The organism is Crossiella cryophila, from assembly GCF_014204915.1.
Lineage (GTDB): Bacteria > Actinomycetota > Actinomycetes > Mycobacteriales > Pseudonocardiaceae > Crossiella > Crossiella cryophila.
Genome location: NZ_JACHMH010000001.1, coordinates 6,437,579 through 6,458,814, shown reverse-complemented (window position 1 = coordinate 6,458,814; position 21,236 = coordinate 6,437,579). Strand labels below are relative to the sequence as shown.

The following is a 21,236-nucleotide window of genomic DNA, read 5'->3' as shown; positions in this document are numbered from 1 at the left end:
GCTGGGCATCGTACGTCGCCGATCCTGACGGAAGTCTTACCGCGAACCCGTGTCCGCCACCCTGACCCGCGCGTGCCTTCAGCTGATCGGTGGAGCGAATCAACCGATCGGTTGGGCGGCGGGTTCAGCCGCTGGTTCCGGACAAGGGTTGATGTGCGCGACCTCGCCGGATTGGCAGCCTGAGGGCAGTCGATCCGGAACGGGAGTCACACCATGGCAAGCAGGTCAAATCCGCCAGAGGGCACCGGGGTGAGCCGCCGAGGGCTACTCGTCGGCGCGGGCGCGGTGGCGGTCACCGCACTGGGTGTCGGGACCGCCAGCGCGCAGGCGGCCGAGGCAGCGGACTTCGGGCCGGTGGCCGTCCGCCCCGGCGATCTCCGCTACGACAACCTGTTACGCGGCAACAACTTCCGCTTCGCCAACAGCCCCGATGAGATCCGCGTGGTCACCTCCACCGAGCAGGTGGTGCGGGCGGTGGGCGAGGCGGTGCGCGCGGGCAAACGGATCGCGGTGCGCAGCGGCGGCCACTGCTTCGAGAACCTCACCGCCGACCCCGCCGTGCGCGTGCTGCTGGACCTCTCCGCGATGAACGAGGTCGGCTACGACCCCACCCGGCGGGCCTTCTTCGTGCAGCCGGGAGCCACCCTCGGGCAGGTGTACCGGCGGCTGCTCATCGGCTGGGGCGTGACCATCCCCGGCGGCGGCTGCCCCGAGGTCGGCGCGGGCGGGCACTTCGCCGGCGGTGGGTACGGCCCGTTGTCCCGGCGCTACGGCTCGGTGGTGGACCACCTGTACGCGGTCGAGGTGGTGGTCGTGGACCGGGACGGCACCGCCCGCGCGGTGATCGCCACCCGCGAACCGGACGACCCGAACCGGGACCTGTGGTGGGCGCACACCGGGGGTGGCGGCGGCAACTTCGGCGTGGTCACCCGGTTCTGGCTGCGCTCACCCGCCGCCACCGGCACCGACCCGGCCAAGTTGCTGCCACCCTCACCCCAGCGGATGCGGCAACACGCCATCATCTGGCCCTCGGCGACCATGACCCAACCGCAACTCACCGGACTGCTGCGCAACTTCGGCCGCTGGCACGAACGTTTCAGCGCGCCCGGCTGCCCGCAGACCGGGCTGTACGGCGTGCTCCAGGCCGGGCACAAGGCCAGTGGCTCGGCGCTGCTGGCGGTGCAGGCCGACGCGGACCTGCCCGGCGTGGACGCGATGATGACCGAGTTCATCACCGCCGTCACCGCGGGCCTTGGCCTGCCTGCCCCGATGGTGGACCTGCGGCGCAGCCTGCCCTGGCTGCACCGGATGACCTGGCCGGGCAGCGGCGAACCGGGCGATGTGCTCGCCCGGCGGTACAAGATCAAGGCCGGTTACCTGCGCCGCTCGTTCACCGAGTCCCAGCTCGCGGCCGTCTGGACCCACCTGAACAACGACACCGGTAGTCCGCACGCCGGAATGCTGCTGATCGGCTACGGCGGCCAGTCCAACGCGGTCGCGCCGGGGGCCACCGCGATCGCCCAGCGCGACGTGATCATGAAGGCGGTCTACCAGACGATCTGGCGAGACGACACCGAGGACAAGGCCAACCTGAAGTGGGTCCGCGAGTTCTACCAGGCGGTCTACACCGAGACCGGCGGTGTCCCGGTGCCCGGCGAGGTCAACGACGGCTCCTACATCAACTACGCCGACGCCGACCTGGCCGACCCGCGCTGGAACACCTCGGGCGTGTCCGCGCAGACGCTGTACTACAAGGACAACTACCCGCGTCTGCGCCGGATCAAGGCGAAGTGGGACCCGCGTGAGGTCTTCCGGCACTCGCTGTCGATCGAAGCTGGCTAGATTGTCCACAGTGGCCGGGGGAGGAGAGCGCGGATGAGTGAGCCAGTGCCGCGGTGGTCCCTGGTGACCTCCGCCGGACCGTACGCGTTGCTGGCCTTCCTGACCGTGATCACGGTGCCGATCAAGCACCGGATCGGCGAATCCCCGGTCCCGGACCTCATCGTGTGCGGGCTGCTGGCGGCCTGGATGCTGGTCATGGTCACCCTGCGCCCGGCCTGGCGGGACAACGCGCCGCGGATGGCGGTGTTCGTGGCCGGGGTGGTGCTGTGCTCGCTGTTCCTGGTGATCAGCTCGCCCTGGTTCGGGTTCCTCAGCCCCGTCGGCTACCTCTACGCGCTGCGCCTGCTGCACTGGCCGTGGCAACTGCTCGGCGTGGCCGGGGTGGCGGTGGCCGCGGGCACCGCGCAGGCATCCGGGGTGGACAAGAGCACCGCGTTCGGCGTGCTGGTCTACCTCGCCGTGCTGGCCGCCAACGTGCTGCCCATGTGCGGTTACGCCGCCTTCGCCCGGCGCGCCGAGCAGAAGGAGCAGGAGCGGGAGCAGGCCCTGGCCGCGGCCCGCGAGGCCAACCGCCTGCTCGCCGCCTCGCTGGCGGAGAACGCGGCCCTGCACGAACAACTGCTCACCCAGGCCCGCGACGCCGGGGTCCGGGAGGAACGCCAGCGGATGGCCAGGGAAATCCACGACACCCTCGCCCAGGGCCTGACCGGCATCATCAGCCAGCTCCGCGCGGCCGACACCGCGGACCCGGTGGCTTCCCGCAAACACGTCGCGGCGGCGGACAAACTGGCCAGGGAGAGCCTGACCGAGGCCCGCCGTTCGGTGCACGCGCTGCGCCCCGAGCCACTGCGCGCGGCCAGGCTGGGCGAGGCACTGGCCGGGGTCGCGCACCGCTGGTCCGCCCTGCACGAGATCCCGGTCCGGGTCACCACCACCGGCGCGGTGCGGCCGATCCGGCCCGAGGCGGAGGCCGCGTTGCTCAGGATCGCGCAGGAGGCGCTGGCCAACGTGGCCCAGCATGCCCGAGCCCGCCGGGTCGGGCTCACCCTGTCCTACCTGGAAGAGGAAGCGGCCCTGGACATCCGGGACGACGGCGACGGTTTCGACCCGGCCCGCATCGAGGACCCGCGGCCCGATCGCGGCGGCTTCGGGCTGATCGCGATGCGGCAGCGGATGACCGAGCTGTCCGGCACCCTGCAGGTGGAGTCCGAACCGGGCGCGGGCACCGGGATCTCGGCCCGGGTGCCCCTGGAACTGGCGGAGGTGTGCGCGTGAGCAAGCCGATCGGCCTGCTGGTCGTCGACGATCACCCGGTGGTCCGGGACGGGCTGACCGGCATGTTCGCCCGGGACCCGGAGTTCGCGGTGCTCGGCGAGGCCGCCGACGGGGCCGAGGCGGTCCGGCTGGCCCGGCGGCTGCGCCCGGACGTGATCCTGATGGACCTGCGGATGCCCGGCCTGGACGGGGTCAGCGCGATCCGCGAACTGGCCGGGCAGGCCCCGGAGTGCAGGGTGCTGGTGCTGACCACCTACGACACCGACAGCTACGTGCTGCCCGCGATCGAGGCAGGGGCCACCGGCTACCTGCTCAAGGACGCGCCAAGGGAGGAGCTGCTGCGCGCGGTGCGGGCCGCGGCCAAGGGCGAGCCGGTGCTCGCGCCGTCGGTGGCCGCCCTGCTGATGAACCGGGTGCGCAAACCCGCCCCCGGACCGCTGAGCCCACGCGAGGTCGAGGTCCTCGAACTGGTCGCGGGCGGGGCCACCAACCGGGTCGCGGCGGCCGAGTTGTTCCTCACCGAGGCCACCGTGAAATCCCACCTGCTCAACATCTACGCCAAACTCGGCGTGAACGACCGCGCCGCCGCCATCACCGAGGCGTTCCACCGGGGCCTGCTGGTGCCACGCCAACCGGACTGACCCGCTCGGCGGTGCCCCGGTAGACCACGGCCAGGTTGCCCGCGCTGTCCTGCCCGACCTCCGCGTCCACCTCGAAGACCTCGCGCAGCAGCCGCGCGGTCAGCACCTCGCCCGGTGCTCCGGTCGCGACCAGTTCTCCCTGGTGCAGCAGCACGAGCCGGTCGCAGAAGCGGGCCGCCAGGGACAGGTCGTGCAGGGCGACCAGCACGGTCTGTTCGGTGCGCGCCAACAGGTCCAGGAGTTCGAGCTGGTGCCGGATGTCGAGGTGGTTGGTCGGCTCGTCGAGCAGGATCGCCCACGGCTGCTGGGCCAGCGCCCGCGCGATGTGCGCACGCTGCCGTTCGCCGCCGGAGAGGGTCTGCCAGTGCCGGTCCCGCAACTCGGTGAGGTCCAGGCGTTCCAGCGCGGCCTCGACGATCGCGTGATCGTTTCCGCCCGGCGCCCGCCAGCCCGGCCGGAACGGGGTGCGGCCCAGCGCCACCACCTCGGCCACCCGCAGATCGCTGTCGGTGTCCCCGGCCTGCTCCACGAAGGCCAGGTGCTGGGCGATCTTCCGCGGTGTCCAGCCGTCGATGTCGTTGCCGTCGAAGCGGATCACACCGGCGGTGGGCTTGCGCAGCCCGGCCACGCAGCGCAACAGCGAGGATTTGCCCGAACCGTTGGGCCCGATCAGGCCGACCGTCCGTCCGGAGTGGACGGTGAAGTCCACGTTGTCCACAATGGACTTGCCAGGTACCGACCATGACACCGAGTGCACGCCGATCCTCACAGCTCACCCCGCCTGCGCAGCACCAGCAGGAACAGTGGCACGCCGACCAGTGCGGTGAACACCCCCACCGGCACCTCCCTCGGTGCGAAGGCGATCCGGGCCAGCGCGTCGGTCCAGACCAGGAACACCGCGCCGGCCACCGCGGTCACCGGCAACAGCACCCGGTGCGTCGGCCCGACCAGGAACCGCACCCCGTGCGGCACGATCAGGCCGACGAAGCCGATCGCGCCCACCGAGGCCACCGCCACCGAGGTCAGCAACGCGGTGGCCACCAGCAGCACCAGGCGGGTGGTGCGCACGTTCACCCCCAGCGAGGCCGCGGTGTCCGAACCGAAGGAGAAGCCGTCCAACGCGGTGGCGCACAACCAGATCACCACCATCCCGATCACCCAGGCGATGCCGCAGATCAGCACCGCGTCCCAGCGCGCCGAGGCCATCGACCCCAGCAGCCAGTAGGTGATCGCCCTGGTGGTGTCGGCATCGGCGGAGGCCATCAGGATCAGCGAGGTGATCGCGGCGAACAGCTGCCCGACCAGCACCCCGGTCAGCACGATCCGCACCGGGTGCATCCCACTGCGGCGCAACAACAACAGCATCAACCCGAAGGACAGCAACGCACCCACGAGCGCGCCACCGGTCACCCCGAGCGCGCCGGCGCCGAAGCCCAGCACGACCACGGTCACCGCACCGGCGGAGGCCCCGTTGGACACACCCAGCAGGTACGGATCGGCCAGCGCGTTGCGGGTCACACCCTGCAACGCGGCCCCGCACACCGCCAGCACCGCGCCGACCAGCGCGGCCAGCAGCACCCTGGGGAACCGCAACTCCCAGATCAGCGAGTCCAGCAGCCGGGGGAGTGGCTGCACCGGCAGCCCGAGCCGTACGCCCAGGGACCGCCCGATCTCGCCGAAACCCACCCCGCTGACCCCGATCCGGACCGCCAGCCCCATCGAGACGATCAGCACCGCGAGCCCGAGCAGGAACACCGCGGTGGTGGACCAGCCCGACCGGCCCCGCGGCCGGGGGAGTGCTGGTTCCGGGCGGGAGCGGGAGGCGGGGTGCAGCAGGTCAGGTTCAGACACCGAGCGCCTTCAGCCCCTCGCCCACCAGCCGCAGCGTGTTCGCACTGCGCACGGTCGGGTCGAGTTCGATGCCGGGCACGTCGATGATCCGGTTCTGCCGCACCGCGGTCAGCTGGGACACCACCGGGTGCTCCCGCATCATCTTGATCTTCTCCGCGGAGCTGTCACCCGGCGCGCCGCGGTCGGAGAGATCGCCGACCACGATCACCGTGGGATCGCGCTTGACGATCTCCTCCCAGGAGATCTCCGGCCAATCCTCGTTGATGTCGTCGAAAGCGTTGGGGGCGCCCAGGATCCGGCTCATGTCGCTCGGCATCCCGTTGTGCCCTGCGACATAGGGCAGGCCCTTGAACACCGAGTACAGGTACACCACGGTCGGCTTGCCACTGCGCCCCGCGCGCACCTCCCCGGCCTTCTTGAGCACCTCGCGCTGCTGGGCGATCAGCGCGGCTGCCCGGTCGGCCACCCCGAAGACCTTGCCGTAGTTCTCGTAGTCCCGGAACAACCGCTCGAACGGGGTCAGGCCCGGCTCGTGCTCCGGGCAGTCCACCGCGCTGACATAGGAAGGGAGTCCCAGCGCCTGCAACTCCGGCCGGGTGCCCACCTTGTCCTTGGTGAAGTTGCTGGCGAAGGAACTCACCACCAGGTCCGGCGCGGCCGCCCGCAGCTGCTCGCCGCTGAGCGCCTTGGCGTTGAGCACCGGCACCTTGTCGTAGGCGGCCTGGTACTCGGGCAGGATCTTCCCGGCCCGGTAGGCCGTGCCCGCCATCCGCTCGCCAAGGCCCAGCGCGAGCAGCGTCTCGGTGGAGGACTGCTCCAGCGTCACCGCCCGTTGCGGGGCGCGTTCGAAGCGCAGCTGCTGCCCGCAGCTGGACACGGTGACCGGGGCCTGACCTGCGGCCGGGTCGTTGGCGGGAGTAGCGCAGGAGGCCACCGCGACCGCGGCGGCGAGTGCGCAACCCAGGCGGGCGCGGTGGAACAAGCTGACCTCCAGCAGGGCAGATGCGAGGATCTTGCAACAGCAACCAAGTTGCGATAGACACCGTAGTACATTGACAACGATTTCCAATAGGGCGAGGAGAGCAACCTGTCCACCGTGCTCCGGGACCGGGCCTTCCTGCGGCTGTGGACCGGGACGACCGCGTCCGGACTGGCCACCTGGGCACTGCCCTTCATCCTCGGCCTGGCCGTACTCGACCGCAGCCTGACCGCGGTCGGACTCGGCGTGCTGCTGGCCGCGCGCACCGTCGGCTTCCTGATCGCCGTGCCCCTGGGCGGCGTGCTCGCCGACCGGCATTCCCGGCGCGGCGTGGTGCTGGTCTCCGGCCTGCTCGCGGCCGCGGCCACCCCGGTGATCGCCTGGGGCCTCGGCGATTCCCTCCTGCTGACCGCGACCGCCGCGGCCCTGCTCGGCGCGGGCCAGGGCGCCTGCCGCCCCGCCTTCCAGGCGCTGACCGCCGAGGTCGTCCACCCCGATCAACGGCAGCAGGCCAACGCCGCGATGACCCTGGCGGTCCGGGTCAGCACCCTGCTCGGGCCGGGCCTGACCGCGTTGCTGGCCACCGTGCTGGACCTGTCCGTGCTGCTCTGGGGCACCGCGCTGCTGTGGCTGATCGCCGCCCTGCTGCCACCGCGCGGCGCGGCCTCCGGCGTCCCGGCGGAGCGCACGCACCTGGTCCGCGAGTTCGCCGACGGCCTGCGCGAGGCCCGCCGCCACCCCTGGTTCCTGGCCGGGCTGGGCGCGCTGACCGCGGTGATCGCCACCGGGTACTCCGCCACCGGCGTCGCACTCCCGTTGATCAGCCGGGACCGCTACGGCTCGGAACTGGTGCTGGCCTCGGCCCTGACCGGCTACACCGCGGGCGCATTGATCGGGGCGCTGATCATCGCCCGCTGGCGCCCCCGCGCCCAGGGCTGGGCCGCGCTGGCCGGACTCGCGTTGTACGGCCTGGCCCCGCTGAGCCTGATCGCCGACGTGCACCCCGCGGTCGTGATCGCCGCCTACGTGATCACCGGAATCGGGATCGAGTTGTTCAACGTGCCCTGGTTCACCGCGACCCAGCGCGAGGTCGACCCCCGCCTGCTCGCCCGAGTGTCCTCAGTGGACTTCCTGTTCTCCTACGGCCTCGCCCCCGTCGGCCTGGCCCTGATCGCCCCGGCCATCGAGACCTTCGGCGTGACCGCGGTCCTCACCGGCTGCGCGATCGTCTGCTTCACCGCCCCAGCCCTGGCCGCTCTCGTCCCCACCGCCCGGAGGTTCGCCCGATGACCGCGCTCGGCCTTGTGCCGCAACGCCACGACGCCACCGCGGTGGCCGACGCCCGGACGGCCCTGGCCGCAGACGGCGCGGTCCTGCTCACCGGCCTGCCCGCCACCGCGGACGCCCTGGTCGTCGCGGCCGCCAGTGTCCTCGGCCCCCGCCTGCGCCAGCTCTTCCCGCTGCGCGAACGCGCGAGCCGGGACGGCGGCCCGGTGGACCTGCACGCGGACAGCTTCAACCTGACCGTGGACCTCGCGGGCATCCCCACCCCGCGCCGCGATCCGGATGAGGATTTCGTGTTCGTGCAATGCGTTGAGCCATCCCTCACCGGCGGTGACTCCTTCCTCGCCGACGCCTACCGCTTCGTCGACGAGCACGCCACCCCCGAGCTGCGCGAGTTCCTCACCGACGTGGACGTGGACCTCTACGGCAAGTGGGGCGCCATCCGCGGCGTGCCCGCGTTGCCCAGGGTGGCCCGGCACGTCGAGTACACCCGCACCGGCCGCCGGATCGTCCGCCGCACCGACGGCGCCGTGCCCCTGCACCGCGACCCGGGCGCCGAGCACGCCGACCGGATGCTGGCGGTCTTCACCGAGGCGGTGCAACAGATCCAGCCCGGCCTGCCCCGATTCCGGCCTGTCGCCGGGGAGATCCTGGTGGTGGACAACTACCGTTGCTGGCACGGCCGCGACCCGCACCCCGGTGACCGCCTGGTCCGGATCCTGACCGTGCGCACCGCCGACGCACGCTGATCATCCGGCCAGGGCGGGGAGCAGTTCCCCCAGGTCTGCCAGGGCCGCGGCCCGGCCCTCGGTCAGGTGCACGCCGGCGGTGTTGAGCACCACCTCGTCCACCCCGGCCGCCCGGTACCGGTCCAGGCCCTCGGCGATCTCCTCCAGGGTGCCGGTCACGAAGGTTCCCGAGTGCACCAGGGCCCGCGCGCTCAGCGGCACCTGCGAGGGGTGCACCCGCAATCCGGCCTGCCGCAACATGTCCGTGTAGTGCGGGGCGGCCAGGTGCTCGCGGGATCCGTTCAACGCCACCAGGTGTGGATCCCGGCCGGGCCGCCGCACCGCGACCTGCACCACCGTCACCACTCTCGGCACCGCCCGGCCTGCCGCCCCGGCCGCGGCCCGCAACTCCGGCACCAGCACCTCGCCCAGGTAGGACGGCGGGGTGAGCCAGGTGATCGCGGCATCGGCCAGCTCGCCTGCCACCCTGGCCATGCCGGGCCGCAACACCCCCAGTCCCAGGGACACCGGCGGATGCTCGAACTCCGGCAGCCCGCCGTGCATCGAGTCGTAGCGGCCGTCGTGTTGCACCGGCTTGCCGTCCAGGAGGCCGCGCAGGATGGTGAGCTGGTCGCGGGCCGCGGTCAGCGGACTGCCGTAAGGCCGCCCGCGCAGTGCGGCCACCAGTTCCGGGGTGCCGGTGCCCAGGCCCAGCACCAGATCATGACCGGTCAACCGGGCCAGTGAACGGGCCTGGAGCGCCGTCTCGTAGGGGTGGCGCAGGGCGGTGAGGGTGACACTGGTGCCGACCGGCACCCGCAGGCCCTGCCCGGCCAGGTAGGCGAAGCCCTGGAAGGTCTCCACGGCCAGCGACTGGCCCTGCCACAGCCGGTGCGCGCCGGAGTCGAGCAGCAGCTGGGCGTAGGCGGGCAGATGTTCGGGTTCGTGCGGCATGACCGGCACCATCAGCGAGATCCTCATCAGGGCCGGACCGCCTCGGTGGCCGGTTCTGGCTGGTACCCGGCGGCCTGCAGGTTGAACAGGTAGGCGTAGTGCCCGTCCTGGCGCATCAACTCGGAGTGGGTGCCCTGTTCGATCAGCCTGCCGCCCTCGATCACGATGATCCGGTCCGCGATCCGCACGGTGGAGAACCGGTGCGCCACCAGCAAACTCGTCGAGGTGCTGGCGATGGTGCGGAAGCGCCCGAAGATCTCCGCCTCGGCCTCGGCGTCGATGGACGCGGTCGGCTCGTCCAGCACCACCACCGGCGCGCCCCGCATGAACGCCCGCGCCAGCGCGACCTTCTGCCACTGCCCGCCGGAGAGCTGACTGCCGTTCTCGAAGTGGCGGCCCAGCATGGCGTCGTAACCGTCCGGCAGAGTGTCCACAATGGAGTCGGCGCCACTGGCCTCGGCGGCTGCCCGGACCCGGCCGGTGTCCGCCAGTTGTTCCACCGCGCCGAAGCCGATGTTGTGCCGCACGCTCATCTCGTACCGGATGTAGTCCTGGAAGATCACCCCCAGGTTGCCGCGCAGCTCGGTCAGGTCGTACTCCTGGATCGGCACCCCGTCGATCAGGATCTCCCCGCCGGTCGGCTCGTACAGCCGGGTCAGCAGCTTCACCAGGGTGGTCTTGCCGGCCCCGTTCTGCCCGACCAGCGCCACGCAGTTCCCGGCTGGCAGGGTGAAACTGACCCGATCGAGGACCTGCTCGGTGGTGCCGGGATAGGTGAAGCTGACCTCCCGGAACTCGATGCCGGTACGCAGCTTGGCCGGGAATTTCCGTTGCCCGCCGCGGATCTGCCGCTCCGGCAGGTCGAGCAGCTCGAACAGGTTGCTCACGAACAGCTTGTTCTGCAACAGCATGGCCAGCCCGACCAGCAGCGCGTGCCCCGATCCCTGCACCACACCGATGGCCTGCAGGTAGCCGGCGAGCTGACCGATCTCGCCGGTGCGCGTGGTGGCCAGCATCGCGTAGATCAGCGCCGCGCCGGCGGCCAGCACGCTGATCATGCCGAGCAGTCCGAAGGCCAGCGACTGCCTGCGGTTGAGCGAGCGGTCCACCTTGAGGAAGCGCTGCACGAGTTCCCGGTAGCGCCCGATGAAGAAGTCGCCGAGCTGGAACAGCCGGACTTCCTTGAAGGTGTGGTCGGTGGTGGTGAGGTACTGGAAGTACAACAGCCGCCGCCGGTCCGCGGCCCGGTCGTACTCGATCTCGTACATCTTCTTGCCGTACCACATCTGCGCCAGCGCCGAGGGGATCGGCGCGAGCAGGATCAGCAGCGCGATCCACGGGTGCCAGGAGAACAGCACCGCGGAGACCGACACGATGGTGATCAGCTCGCGGGCGAAGGAGAGCGTGTCGGCGAAGAGCTGGTGGATGTTGGACCCACTGCTCTCCTGGAAGGCCCGCTGCAGCTTGTCGTAGGACTCGGGGTTCTCGTAGTCCTGCAGGTCCATCCGGGTGCCCTTGCGCATCACCTGCTCGCCGACCGCGGTGGCCAGGTGCAGGCGCAGCACCGAGTCCAGGTACTGGTGCCACACCCCGAACAGGTGCGCGGCCACGCTGACCCCCGCGATCAGCAGGCCCACCACCAGGATCCGCCCGGTGAACCCGTCGGCGCCGCCCGCGGCGACCGCGTCGGCCACCGACTGCACCGCGCTCGCGGTGAGCTGCAACTGCACCGCGGGCACCACCGACACCGCGAAGGTGACCAGGATCAGCGCGCTCACCCGCACCGGACTCAGCCGCCACAGCATCGCCGCGATGCGCAGCCAATCGTTGTCCCGCACCCGTTTCTTGCTCGCCGTCGGCATCTCAGGACTCCTTCCGGAGGTGCGCCGGGCGACCGCCGACCGCGCGCAGGATGTGCCGCCACAGCGCGTAGCAGTGCTGCTCCCGCAGCAGGTCCACCGGCAGCAACCGGTTGATCTGCATGTGCGCCAGGCTGCCGAGCACGGTGGCCTCGGTGCCCCACAAGGTGTCCCCGTCGATCGCCGCGCGCACCGCCGCCGCGGCCGCGGCCACCGCGCCGGCCTGCGGGGCGAGGATCTCGTTGATCAACTCGTGGTGCGCCCGGCCTTCCTCGTGCGGTCGGAAGTCCCAGGGCAGCACCAGTTCGCCCAGGTAGTCGCGGTGGGCGTGGAACTCCTTGCGCACCGCCTCGGTCTCGGTCACCGGCGGGATCAGCGCCGGCCGCTCCCGCGGCGCCAGGCCCCACTGCCGGTACAGCGTGTCCACCGTGGCGATGGCCACGAAATCGGGGCGCAGCTTGGGTTCTTTCTCCTGCAACAGGGCGACGAGGTCGGCGGTGACATCGCTGTTGACGGTGAACAGGTCCTCCACCGCCTCGAAGGTCCGCGGTCCGCCGTAGCGCTCGATCTCCGGCAGGTAGGTGGCCACCCCGGTGTCGAAGGCCAGATCGCTCGCCACCACCTCGCGGCCCCAGGCCATCAGCCGGTGCAGCACCTCGGTGGCCGCGTCCGGATCGGCCGCCCGGCAGCGGATCCGCAGGTGTGGCTGCGGATCGGCGTACCTCAGGTAGAACCAGCGGTCGATCAGACCCTGTGCGCGCAGGGCCGCGATGTGCTCGCGCAGTCCACCGGCGATGATCTCATCGTGCCGGTTGAAGGCGGCGTACACCTTGAGGTAGGCCCATTCCTCACCGGGCAGATGCCGTCGCCGCAGGCTGCGGCTGGCGCCGACCTCGGTGATCGACTCCAGCCTGCCGGAAAGCGGCACCGGGCTGCGCGCGGTGTCCGCGGCCGAATGTGCCACCAGCGGCACCACGATCTCCTCCAGGTACTTGGCACCGTCCACATCGGACAGCCAAAGGTCGTCGAAGGCCGGCAGCATCTCGTGCAGCACCGCCTGACCCTGCCCGTCCCGGAAGTCACCGGCCAGCTCGTCCAGGCCCAGCGGATGGTCCAGGTCCAGCAGCAGCCGGTTGTCCTCATCCACCAGGTAGACATACCGCGGCACCCGCCAGCGCTGCCGCCATTCGGCGAGGGCGGCCGGGAAATCCCCGGTGACATCCGCGCCGCGCAGCGTCCACTGGGCGGGCCGCAGCACCACGTTGCCGCGGGTGACCCTGGGCAGGAACGGCAGGTCCTCCAAGGGACCCCAGCGGAATCCGGTGGGCATGGCGTAGCCGTCCTGGGAGACCTCCAGCACGAACCGGGCCGCGTTGGGACCCAGGTGCGGGCCGAGCATGTGCCCCTGCGAGACCACCACCTCCCGGCCCAGGGTGCGCGACCACAGGTAGAACCGGTTCCCGGCCACCCCGACATGCAGATCGGCCAGGCTGATGGTGCGTTCGGACCGGGCCGATGGGGTGGCGTTGACCGGCACCTCGTACTCGTGCAGCAACGGCCGGAACGCCACGTTGGCCGCCCGTCCGCTGGTGGGCAGGAAGCACAGTTCGGCGTGCACCGCCTCGGGTTGCAGGCTCGTCATCCGGCGGGTGTGCTCGCGCAGGTGGTCCAGGGCGTCCTCGCCGAGCAGGTCGAAGAAGCGCCCCGCGGTGCGCCCGCCGTAGGCCAGGCTGAGTTCGCGCAGCACCAGCCGCCACCGCCCGTCGTCCACCCGGCTGTCCTGGTCGGTGAGCTGGAGCTGGGCGTAGACGTCCAGCGCGGGATAGAGGCCCAGCGCGGACTTCCCGGTGGCCGGGGCGATCCGGTCCAGCCAGGCGTCGGTGAGTTCCACCGAGACCGCACCGGACCACCAGGCCTGCGCGGCGAACTCGGTCAGCAGCCGGTCGTAGTCCACTGTGGACGGTTCAGGGGTGTTGTGCGGCACCGGGGTGGCCCTCGGTGGTTCGAGGTAGTTGTACGGCGCGTCCAGGCCGGTGTCCGGACTGAGCACCTCCAGCACCGGCACCAGGGCCTGGTCGCCGTAGCGTTCGACGAAGGCGTCCCGGTACTGCACCAGGTGGTGGTTGTGTCCCGGCAGCGCGGCGGCCAGCCGCATCAGGCAGTCCACCGCCTCGGCCACCGCCTGCCCGACCGCGCGGCCGAGCCCGGACTCCCGCAGGTCCAGCGTGGAGTCCAGCTGGAAGGTGTCGCTGTCGTGGCCGGGCACCAGCGCCCGCTGGGCGGCCCGCAACTCCCGCAGCGGCGCGGTATCGGTCGAGGCGGCGGCCCGGTGGGTCAGGTCGATGATCTCCCGCAGCGCCTCGCCGGTGGCCGTGGCCGCCTCGATCCCGGTGAGCCGCTTGGCCACGTGCTGTTCCGGGAACGGACTGGACTGCGGCGGGCGCAGGTCGCTGATCAGGAAGTTCAGTTCCCGCAACTGTTCCACCAGCCCGGCGACCCGGTCCGCGGCCACCTCGGGGAACTCCTGGGCGAGTCCGGCCACCAGCGCGTCGGCCGGGGTCGGGGTGGCGGCCAGCCGCAGCACCGCGGTGACCGCGGGCGTGGCCCGCACCCGCACGCTGCGGTTGTCGCCGCTGCCGTAGATGTCGGCGTAGGGCAGGATCAGCCGGTCCCCGCTCAGGTGCGCGGCGGCGTTGCGGACCAGCCGCAGATGCGGACGCAGCCCCGGATCCTGCTCCAGGTCCTTGATCAGCGCCAGCAGCCAGCCCATGTCGGCCCGCACCCTGGCCTGGTGCACCGCGGGCGCCCCGAGCCGCAGCGTGGTGTGCTCGCCGAACTCACCCAGCGCGATGCCGGAGAAGGCGCCGAACGGGGTGGGGCGGGTGGACATCCTGGTCAGGTAGCGCAGCAGCCGGGAGTGCGCCCGCCTGCTCTTCTTGCCGGAGCCGTCGGGGCCGAGCCGGTCCAGCGCGTCCAGCAGATCGGTGCTGGCCACCGACAGCGCCCGGCGCACCCCCGGCGTCGCGGCCAGCTCGCGCAGCCGGGTCCAGGCCAGGTCGCGGCGCTGTTCGTCGGTGCCCTCGCCCGCCAGCAGTTCGCGGAAGGTCTCCGCGGGCAGTGCGGGCGCGCGCACCAGGTAGAAGTCGGTCGCGCGGTAACGGGACTCGGTCATCGGGGGCTCACCTCGTGAGGAAGGCGCGGAACCAGGACGGACGGCGCGGCGCGGTCGCGGCCAGCAGGGCCAGCGCGATCCCGGCCGACCCGGACAGCAGCGAGGGGCTGTCCACGAAGACGCCGGGCTTCTCCTGGTCGCGGAACAGCACCGGCAGCTCCGGATCGGCCTGGGCCAGCAGCGACTCCAGCAACCGGGGCGTCCAGGCGGCGGCGAGCTGGCTGCCGTGCGCGGCGAACTCCAGGCACAGCACCAGCAGTCCGGCGATGCCGTGGCAGAAGGTGGGGGAGCGCACCGGGCGCTCGGCGAAGCGGCCGAGCACGGCCTCGAAGGACTCGATCGCCAGCGCGCGCAGCGAGTCATCGCCCAGCGCCTCGGCCACCGGCAGCAGCGCCACGGCCACCCCGGCGGTGCCGTAGCACCAGGCGATCTGGTCCTCGGGCTGACCGGGCCGGGTCTCCGCGCCAGTGTCGTCGATGGGCACCTCGCTGGGCCAGACCGGGCCGTGCTCGTCGGTGCGGCGCAGGGTCTGCACCCAGCCCAGCATCAGGCGCAACGCGGTGTCCTGCCCCGGCCGCCGGTAACCGGCCAGCCAGGCGGTGGCCAGCGCGGCCAGCGGACCGGGGATGCCGTGCGCCAGCCCGACGTTGAGGTGGCCGTTGGGGTGGTCGCGCTCGCCTTGGCACAGGTCGGGGCTGATCAGCCAGCGGCGGGTCAGCGTGAGGTCGCGCGGGGGAGCGCCCAGCCACACCAGGTAGTCGATCAGGTGCTCGGCCGCGGCGCGCACGCCCGGTCCCGGCTCCTCGATGCCGCACAGGTAGGACAGGATGCCGGCGGCCCCGCTGACCATGTCGTAGTCGGAATCGCTCACCCCGCGCTCCACCCGCGGCAACGGCAGCTCCAGGACCTGGGCGGCCAGCTGCTCGTGCAGCCGGTCCAGGCTCGGGCCGAACCGCGGCTCGGCCCGCACGCAGGCGGCCAGGCCCAGCGCGAGTCCGCTGGTGCCCGCGAGCACGCCGGGCTCGGTCAACGGGGTGCCGGCGGTACCGGCCACCGCCTCCCGGATGTAGGTGAACGCGGCCGCCAGTGCGGCGCGGCGGTCGGCGTCCCCGGTGGTCGCCTCGGCGGCGAGCACCTGCACCAGCGCGAGTCCGGCGTGTCCGTGCGCGAAGCCGTGATAGGCCCAGCCGTTGGGGTGCACGGCCTGGTCGGCGGCGGCCATCACCAGCTCGACGACCCGCTCCGGATCGACGCTGCGGCGCGCGACCTCCAGCGCGGCCGCGGTGGCCCGGCCTGCCAATTCTGCCGGGACAGTGCCGTGCCAGCTGTGCACCAGGCCGGTCGTGGCGCCCTGGTCAACCGCGGCGTGCTCGGACAACTGGCGCACGAATACCCCCATTTTCCGGAATTGAATGCGGTAAATTGACGAGTGGGTGCTGCCGTGTCTTCCACACACGGCAGCACCCGTTCCTCAGCGGACGCTGCCCGAGGTGCAGAGCGGGGTGCAGGTGCGGCTGCACTGGCAGGTCGTCTTGGAGCAGATCGGGGTGCGCGAGCAGGTCAGCCTGCTGATGATCGACAGCGGCCCGGCAGCGGCGTCGGCCCCGGCCGGGGTGGTGATCCGGACGTCCAGATCGAACGCGTCCATTTGTTTGTCTCCTTTGTGGCGAATTCACCGGCCGGAATCGACCGGCGGGATCGGCGCCATTCGCAGCGCCTCGGCTCAACGTAGAACCGGTGGCGTACGCGGTTCTGACGGTCGCGTACACAGCGCTGTCACGGCCCTGTCAGCGCACTGGACGAGCAGTTCAGCGGGGCCGACCGGCTGCCAGAACTGGGCCGCACGGCTACGGTGGCGGTGATCACGGGCACAAACTGGGGGTGGCTGTGTCGTCGCGAACCGCGCTGTACTTCGGCGTTCTGGGTCCGGTGGCCGCTTGGCGCGGCGAACACCGGATCGATCTGGGCTGGACCCGGCAGCAGGCCGTGCTCGCGGTGCTGCTGCTGGAGCTGAACCGGCCGGTGCCGGTGAGCACGCTGATCGACGCGGTGTGGGGCGAGGCGCCGCCGCAGGGCGTGCGCAACACCGTGCAGACCAACATCAGCCGGTTGCGCCGGGCCCTGCGCGAGGATCCGGCCGCGGACCGGGACGGCCTGGTGCAGCGCACCGACGCCGGCTACCTGCTGCGCGCCGATCCGGCCCAGGTGGACCTGGTGGCCTTCGAGCAGGAACTGGAGGCGGCGCGGGCCTACCGGCGGGCGGGGGACCTGAGTGCCGCGGCCACCGCGGTGGAGTCGGCGCTGCGCCGCTGGCGCGGGGATCCGTTCACCGGCCTGGACAGCCCGTACCTGCACACCCAGCGGCTGCGGCTGGCCGAATGCCGGCTGGCCGCGCGCGAGCTGTGGGCCGAACTGCTGCTGGGCCGAGGTGAGCACCAGCCGGTGGTGGCCGAGCTGACCGGCCTGGTCAGCGCGCACCCGCTGCGGGAACGGTTGCGCGAGCTGCTGATGCTCGCGCTGTGCCGGGCAGGCCGACAGGCCGAGGCGCTGGCCGCCTACCAGGACGCGCGGATCACCCTGGCCGACCGCCTCGGCGTCGACCCGGGACCACGACTACGCGAGCTGCACCAACGCATCCTGGCCGCCGACCCGGAACCGTGTCCGCCCCCGGCCAGGGTGGTGACCGGGACCGCCACCCGGCCACCCGCCGCACCGCCGTCGGCCATCCCCGCGCAGCTGCCCGCCGCGCTGCCCGCCTTCACCGGCCGCGGCGCCGAACTGCGGCAACTGCATGCCGCCGCGGCCGTCGCGGCCGATCCGGACCGGCCGGACAGCGTGATCGTCGCCATCGACGGCATGCCCGGTGTCGGCAAGACCGCGCTCGCCGTGCACGCCGCCCGCGCGGTGGCCGAGCAGTTCCCGGACGGCCAGATCTGGCTGCGGCTGGGCGCGTTCGCCACCGACCGGCCGCCGATGGACCCGCACGAGGCACTCGCCGAACTGCTGCCCGCGGTCGGCGTGCCCGGCCCGGAGATCCCGGAGTGCCTGCAGGCCCGCGCCGCGCTGTGGCGGGCCTGCCTGCGCGAGCGGCGGATCCTGCTGGTCTTCGACGACGCCACCGGCCACGACCAGCTCCGCCCGCTGCTGCCCGGCCCCGGACACTGCCTGGTGCTGATCACCAGCCGCCGCAGGCTGACCGCGCTGGAAGGCCCGTGCACCCTGGAACTGCATCCGTTGCCCGCCGCGGACGCCGACACCCTCTTCCTGCGCCTGGCCGGCCGCGAACAGGAGTCCGACCCGGCGACGCTGGCCGAACTCACCGCGCGCTGCGGACGGCTGCCGCTGGCGATCACCCTGCTGGCCGGGCGATTGCGGCACCGTCCACGATGGACACTGCGTTACCTGCTGGACCTGTTGTCCTCCTCCTGCACCATGCTGGGTGAGCTGCACGCGGAGAACATCACCCTGACCGCGGCGTTCGAGCTGTCCTACCGCGGCCTGAGCACCGGGCAGCAACGGCTGTTCCGCACCCTGGCCCTGTTCCCCGGCACCGAGATCGAGATCCCGGCCACCGCCGCGCTGGCCGGTCAGGACCCCAGGGACACCCGGCGCGAACTCGAGCAGCTCTACGACAACCACCTGCTCACCGAATCCGCGCCCGGCCGCTACCTGCTGCACGACCTGGTCCGGGAGTACGCCCGCGGCCTGGCCGAAGCCGAGGACCCCGCACCGGGGGAGGCCGCCCTCGGCCGATTGCTGGAGTACTACCTGCACACCACCGCCCTGATCAGCACCAGGGTGCTCGCCGACGCGCCGCTGGCCGTGCCCGCCCTGCCCAGCCGATTCGCCCCCGACCCGGCCGCGGAGATCGACACCGACGCGGGCGCACTGGCCTGGCTGGACCGGGAAAGCGCTAGCCTGACCGCCTGCCTGACCAGTCCGCAGGCCCGCGGCCACGCCGCCCTGGTCATCGCGCTCACCACCGCCCTGCACCCGTACCTGTGCAGCAGAGGCCGCTGGTACCAGTCGATCAGCCTGCACCAGAACGCCCTCGCACTGGCCCAGCACACCGGCGACGACGCAGGCCGCGCCGCCGCCCTGCACCACCTCGGCTCGTTGCACAGACTCACCGGCGACTACCCGGGCGCGCTACGCGACCTCGGCGAGGCCCTGGCGAGCTACCGCGCCCTCGGCCACCTCCGCGGCGAGGCAGGCGCCCGCGCCGAACTCGGCGTGCTGCACATCCACACCGGCGAGCACGACACCGCGGCCACCCACCTGGCCGCCGCCCACCGCGGCTACCTACTGCTCAACAACAGACTCGGCCTGGCGCACACCCAGCTGCACCAAGGAATCCTGCACCACCACCGCGGCGACCACCCCGGCGCCGCGGCCGACCTGGACCGCGCCCAGCGCGCCTACCGCGCCCTCGGCAACCAGCTCGGCCAGGCACACACCCTCACCGCACTGGGCAGGCTCCGTGCCGACGCCGGCGAACACCAGCCGGCCATCACCACCCTCACCGAGGCCCTGGCCGGTTATCGAGCGCTCGGCGACCAACTAGGCCAGGCCACCACCCTGCGCCTGCTCGGCGACAGCCACCGCCAGGCAGGCGATCCGGTCGCCGCCCACCGCCACCACATCCAGGCCCTGACCTACTTCACCGCCGCCGACGACCCCCAAAGCCAAGCCGGCGCCCGCCACCACCTGGCCATCCTGCACCTGGGCGCCGGCCGGGCCAGGGAAACCCAGCCACCCGCGATCGCCACGTCCTGACCAGGTACCGCGGTGGACGGGACCAGTCCCGCCCACCGCGTTGCCGCTACCTGGTGTACCGGGTCTCGCTGCCGTACAACTCCCTGGTGAAGCCGGAGATGTAGCCGGCCGAGTCAGCCGCACCCAGGTTGTAGGTCAGGAAAACCCCGTAACCCTCGCTCTTGGTGCGCCGAGCCAGACTGGCCGTGGTGCTCGCCGCGGTCCGGCCGATCTCGACGGCGGCGGGGGAGAGGCGTTCCTTGGGCAGCCCGACGTTCGGCACACCCCAGGTCCCGTAGTACGGGTTCCACGCGTAGTTGAACTTGGTGCCGATGTGCACCCCGCCATAGGAGAGCCGGGAGGCGGCCGGCCCGATGTTGTACAGCGAGATGATCTTGTTGGGCAGCGTGTTGCGCAACGCGGTCACCAGGTGCACGAACGAACTGGCGTTGGGCTGCCCGGTCCCGTTCTCGCCATACTTGGCGTACTCGTCATCGAAGTCGATGCCATCCAACCCATACCGGGTCACCGCGTCCGACAGCTGCTTGGCAAACGCCTCAGCCGCAGCCTTGCTCGGAAAGTTCGCGAACCCCGCACCCTGGTGATTCCCCAGAACAGACAACACCACCTTGATCCCCTTGGCCTGCAACGGCCGGACCTGGGTGGCCACGTTGTCCAGGACCCGCTGCACGTTCTCGTTGAAGTGCAGGTACGCGGCCTTCTTGGCGGTGTCGTAGTTGATGTTGGCCGCGAAGATGACCCCGATGTCGAACACGTTGGCCCCGCCATTGGCGAGGGTGTACTTCCCGACATTGAGCATGCTGTTGTTGTTGACCTCGACATAGGCCACCGAAATCGGCCCATTCTTGGCCCGCGGCGCCCCGCTGTCCCCAGCGCCACCACTGGCCGCCGCCCCGGGTGCGGTCACCCCGGCCGCGAGCGTGGCCGCGGCAAGGAGTGCGAGCGCGGCCGACCGCGCGTTGATCCGACCGAACTTGACCATCGTTGATCAAACTCCCGTCGCCTGAGCTGCTGGATCCGTACTGGTCCGGACAACTATCAGCGGCAACCCCGCCCCAGACCACCCTCGTTAGTGGGTACACCCACCCCAGACCCCCACCTGCCCGAACCCGGCCGCCCACCCGAGTACGGCTGCCCCTCGGTGGCGGCTGCCTGCCCCGGTGCGGCCGCACGTCCGTGTACGGTCGCCCACTCGGGCCTGGCCGCCTCCCCGGTGCAGCTGCCTGCCCTGGTGTAGCCCGCACTTCGGCGTGCGGCCGCCCCCTTGTGCCTGGCCGCTCGCCCGGGTACGGATGCAGCCGCCTGCCTGGGTGCGAAGTCCGGCCTGAGCCTGCCCTCCTGCCCGGGAGCGGACTCTGGTCCGAGCGTTCCCTCCTGCCCGAGCGGGGCGGCTGCCCGAGTACATACGCCCGCCTGTGCGTGAAGGCCCGCCCGAGCGCGCCCGCCTGCCCGCCAGCGGCGTTCAGGCACCCGCCGTCGCCAACCGCCTCCGCCGCAAGTGATGCGCCACAGCCACCACAACCCCGGTCGCCACCACAACCCCCGTGGCCAGCGGCGTCAGGTACTTGGTCAGGCTCGGCTGCTGACTCGGCCCGAGCAGCCACATCGCCAGCGGCACGCCATATGCGGTGAGCGCGGCGGCGTTCACCCAGCTGAGAGTGCGCAACCGGGCATCGCGCAAGCTGCCGACCAGCATCACGATCAGCGGGATGCCGGAGAGCAGCGCGAATCCGCCGAGCACCATGGCCGGGAAGGCCCAGGCCGCGATGAGGACCGACCGCGAGGTGCGGTTCGTGCGGGTGCGCTGCGGGGTGGTGGTGGTCATCGTCTGCTCCTGGTGACTCGGCTGGCCTACCGGGGCTGGTTAGCCCCTCT

Annotated in this window: 16 protein-coding genes; 6 read left to right on the top strand and 10 right to left on the bottom strand. The window is 71.8% G+C overall.

Annotated elements, in window-relative coordinates; translation table 11 throughout:
* Window positions 1–213 precede the first annotated feature (213 nt).
* The 3 genes from HNR67_RS28505 to HNR67_RS28495 are packed head-to-tail and all read left to right on the top strand — an operon-like array spanning window position 214 to window position 3,758.
* Window positions 214–1,842, top strand: coding sequence for an FAD-binding oxidoreductase (locus tag HNR67_RS28505; protein WP_185005281.1), 1,629 nt, complete (start codon window positions 214–216; stop codon window positions 1,840–1,842).
* 33 nt (window positions 1,843–1,875) lie between these two features.
* Complete coding sequence (locus HNR67_RS28500; protein WP_185005280.1) at window positions 1,876–3,117, top strand: sensor histidine kinase; 1,242 nt, start codon at window positions 1,876–1,878, stop codon at window positions 3,115–3,117.
* Window positions 3,114–3,758, top strand: coding sequence for a response regulator (locus HNR67_RS28495; protein ID WP_185005279.1), 645 nt, complete (start codon window positions 3,114–3,116; stop codon window positions 3,756–3,758). Before HNR67_RS28500 ends, HNR67_RS28495 begins: the two co-directional genes overlap by 4 nt.
* On the opposite strand, the gene HNR67_RS28490 is transcribed toward HNR67_RS28495, so the two are convergent.
* Genes HNR67_RS28490 through HNR67_RS28480 form a run of 3 tightly spaced genes read right to left on the bottom strand, consistent with a single transcriptional unit; the run spans window position 3,709 to window position 6,591 of the window.
* Window positions 3,709–4,515, bottom strand: coding sequence for an ABC transporter ATP-binding protein (locus tag HNR67_RS28490; RefSeq protein ID WP_312988236.1), 807 nt, complete (start codon window positions 4,513–4,515; stop codon window positions 3,709–3,711). The genes HNR67_RS28495 and HNR67_RS28490 overlap by 50 nt on opposite strands.
* Window positions 4,516–4,523: 8 nt before the next feature.
* On the bottom strand, window positions 4,524–5,609 hold the full coding sequence (locus HNR67_RS28485) for a FecCD family ABC transporter permease (RefSeq protein ID WP_312988234.1): 1,086 nt from the start codon (window positions 5,607–5,609) through the stop codon (window positions 4,524–4,526).
* Entirely contained in the window at window positions 5,602–6,591 is a 990-nt protein-coding gene (locus HNR67_RS28480) for an ABC transporter substrate-binding protein (protein WP_221490088.1), read from the bottom strand. The genes HNR67_RS28485 and HNR67_RS28480 overlap by 8 nt, the downstream gene beginning before the upstream one ends.
* Before the next feature lie 114 nt (window positions 6,592–6,705).
* Here HNR67_RS28480 and HNR67_RS28475 point away from each other — a divergent pair, with 114 nt between their 5' ends.
* Window positions 6,706–7,878, top strand: coding sequence for an MFS transporter (locus HNR67_RS28475; protein ID WP_185005277.1), 1,173 nt, complete (start codon window positions 6,706–6,708; stop codon window positions 7,876–7,878).
* Window positions 7,875–8,621 (top strand): TauD/TfdA family dioxygenase, encoded by a 747-nt coding sequence (locus tag HNR67_RS28470; RefSeq protein WP_185005276.1) that lies wholly within the window; start codon window positions 7,875–7,877, stop codon window positions 8,619–8,621. The genes HNR67_RS28475 and HNR67_RS28470 overlap by 4 nt, the downstream gene beginning before the upstream one ends.
* Here the strand turns inward: HNR67_RS28470 and HNR67_RS28465 are convergent, their stop codons facing one another.
* The 5 genes from HNR67_RS28465 to HNR67_RS28445 all read right to left on the bottom strand — a co-directional run bounded on the left by HNR67_RS28465 (window position 8,622) and on the right by HNR67_RS28445 (window position 16,233).
* A complete protein-coding gene (locus tag HNR67_RS28465) occupies window positions 8,622–9,581 on the bottom strand; it encodes an LLM class flavin-dependent oxidoreductase (protein WP_185005275.1) in 960 nt (319 codons plus the stop codon).
* Complete coding sequence (locus tag HNR67_RS28460; protein ID WP_185005274.1) at window positions 9,581–11,416, bottom strand: ABC transporter ATP-binding protein; 1,836 nt, start codon at window positions 11,414–11,416, stop codon at window positions 9,581–9,583. The genes HNR67_RS28465 and HNR67_RS28460 overlap by 1 nt, the downstream gene beginning before the upstream one ends.
* 1 nt (window position 11,417) lies before the next feature.
* Window positions 11,418–14,585, bottom strand: coding sequence for a lantibiotic dehydratase (locus HNR67_RS28455; RefSeq protein ID WP_185005273.1), 3,168 nt, complete (start codon window positions 14,583–14,585; stop codon window positions 11,418–11,420).
* A 7-nt stretch (window positions 14,586–14,592) separates the two neighbouring features.
* Window positions 14,593–15,972, bottom strand: coding sequence for a lanthionine synthetase C family protein (locus tag HNR67_RS28450; protein ID WP_221490087.1), 1,380 nt, complete (start codon window positions 15,970–15,972; stop codon window positions 14,593–14,595).
* 84 nt (window positions 15,973–16,056) lie between these two features.
* On the bottom strand, window positions 16,057–16,233 hold the full coding sequence (locus HNR67_RS28445) for an FDLD family class I lanthipeptide (protein WP_185005271.1): 177 nt from the start codon (window positions 16,231–16,233) through the stop codon (window positions 16,057–16,059).
* Window positions 16,234–16,472: 239 nt separating this feature from the next.
* Between HNR67_RS28445 and HNR67_RS28440 the strand changes: the two genes are divergently transcribed.
* Window positions 16,473–19,361, top strand: coding sequence for an AfsR/SARP family transcriptional regulator (locus HNR67_RS28440; protein ID WP_185005270.1), 2,889 nt, complete (start codon window positions 16,473–16,475; stop codon window positions 19,359–19,361).
* A 46-nt stretch (window positions 19,362–19,407) separates the two neighbouring features.
* On the opposite strand, the gene HNR67_RS28435 is transcribed toward HNR67_RS28440, so the two are convergent.
* Window positions 19,408–20,343, bottom strand: coding sequence for an endo-beta-N-acetylglucosaminidase H (locus tag HNR67_RS28435; RefSeq protein WP_185005269.1), 936 nt, complete (start codon window positions 20,341–20,343; stop codon window positions 19,408–19,410).
* 480 nt (window positions 20,344–20,823) lie between these two features.
* Window positions 20,824–21,186 (bottom strand): hypothetical protein, encoded by a 363-nt coding sequence (locus HNR67_RS28430; RefSeq protein WP_185005268.1) that lies wholly within the window; start codon window positions 21,184–21,186, stop codon window positions 20,824–20,826.
* Window positions 21,187–21,236: the final 50 nt, after the last annotated feature.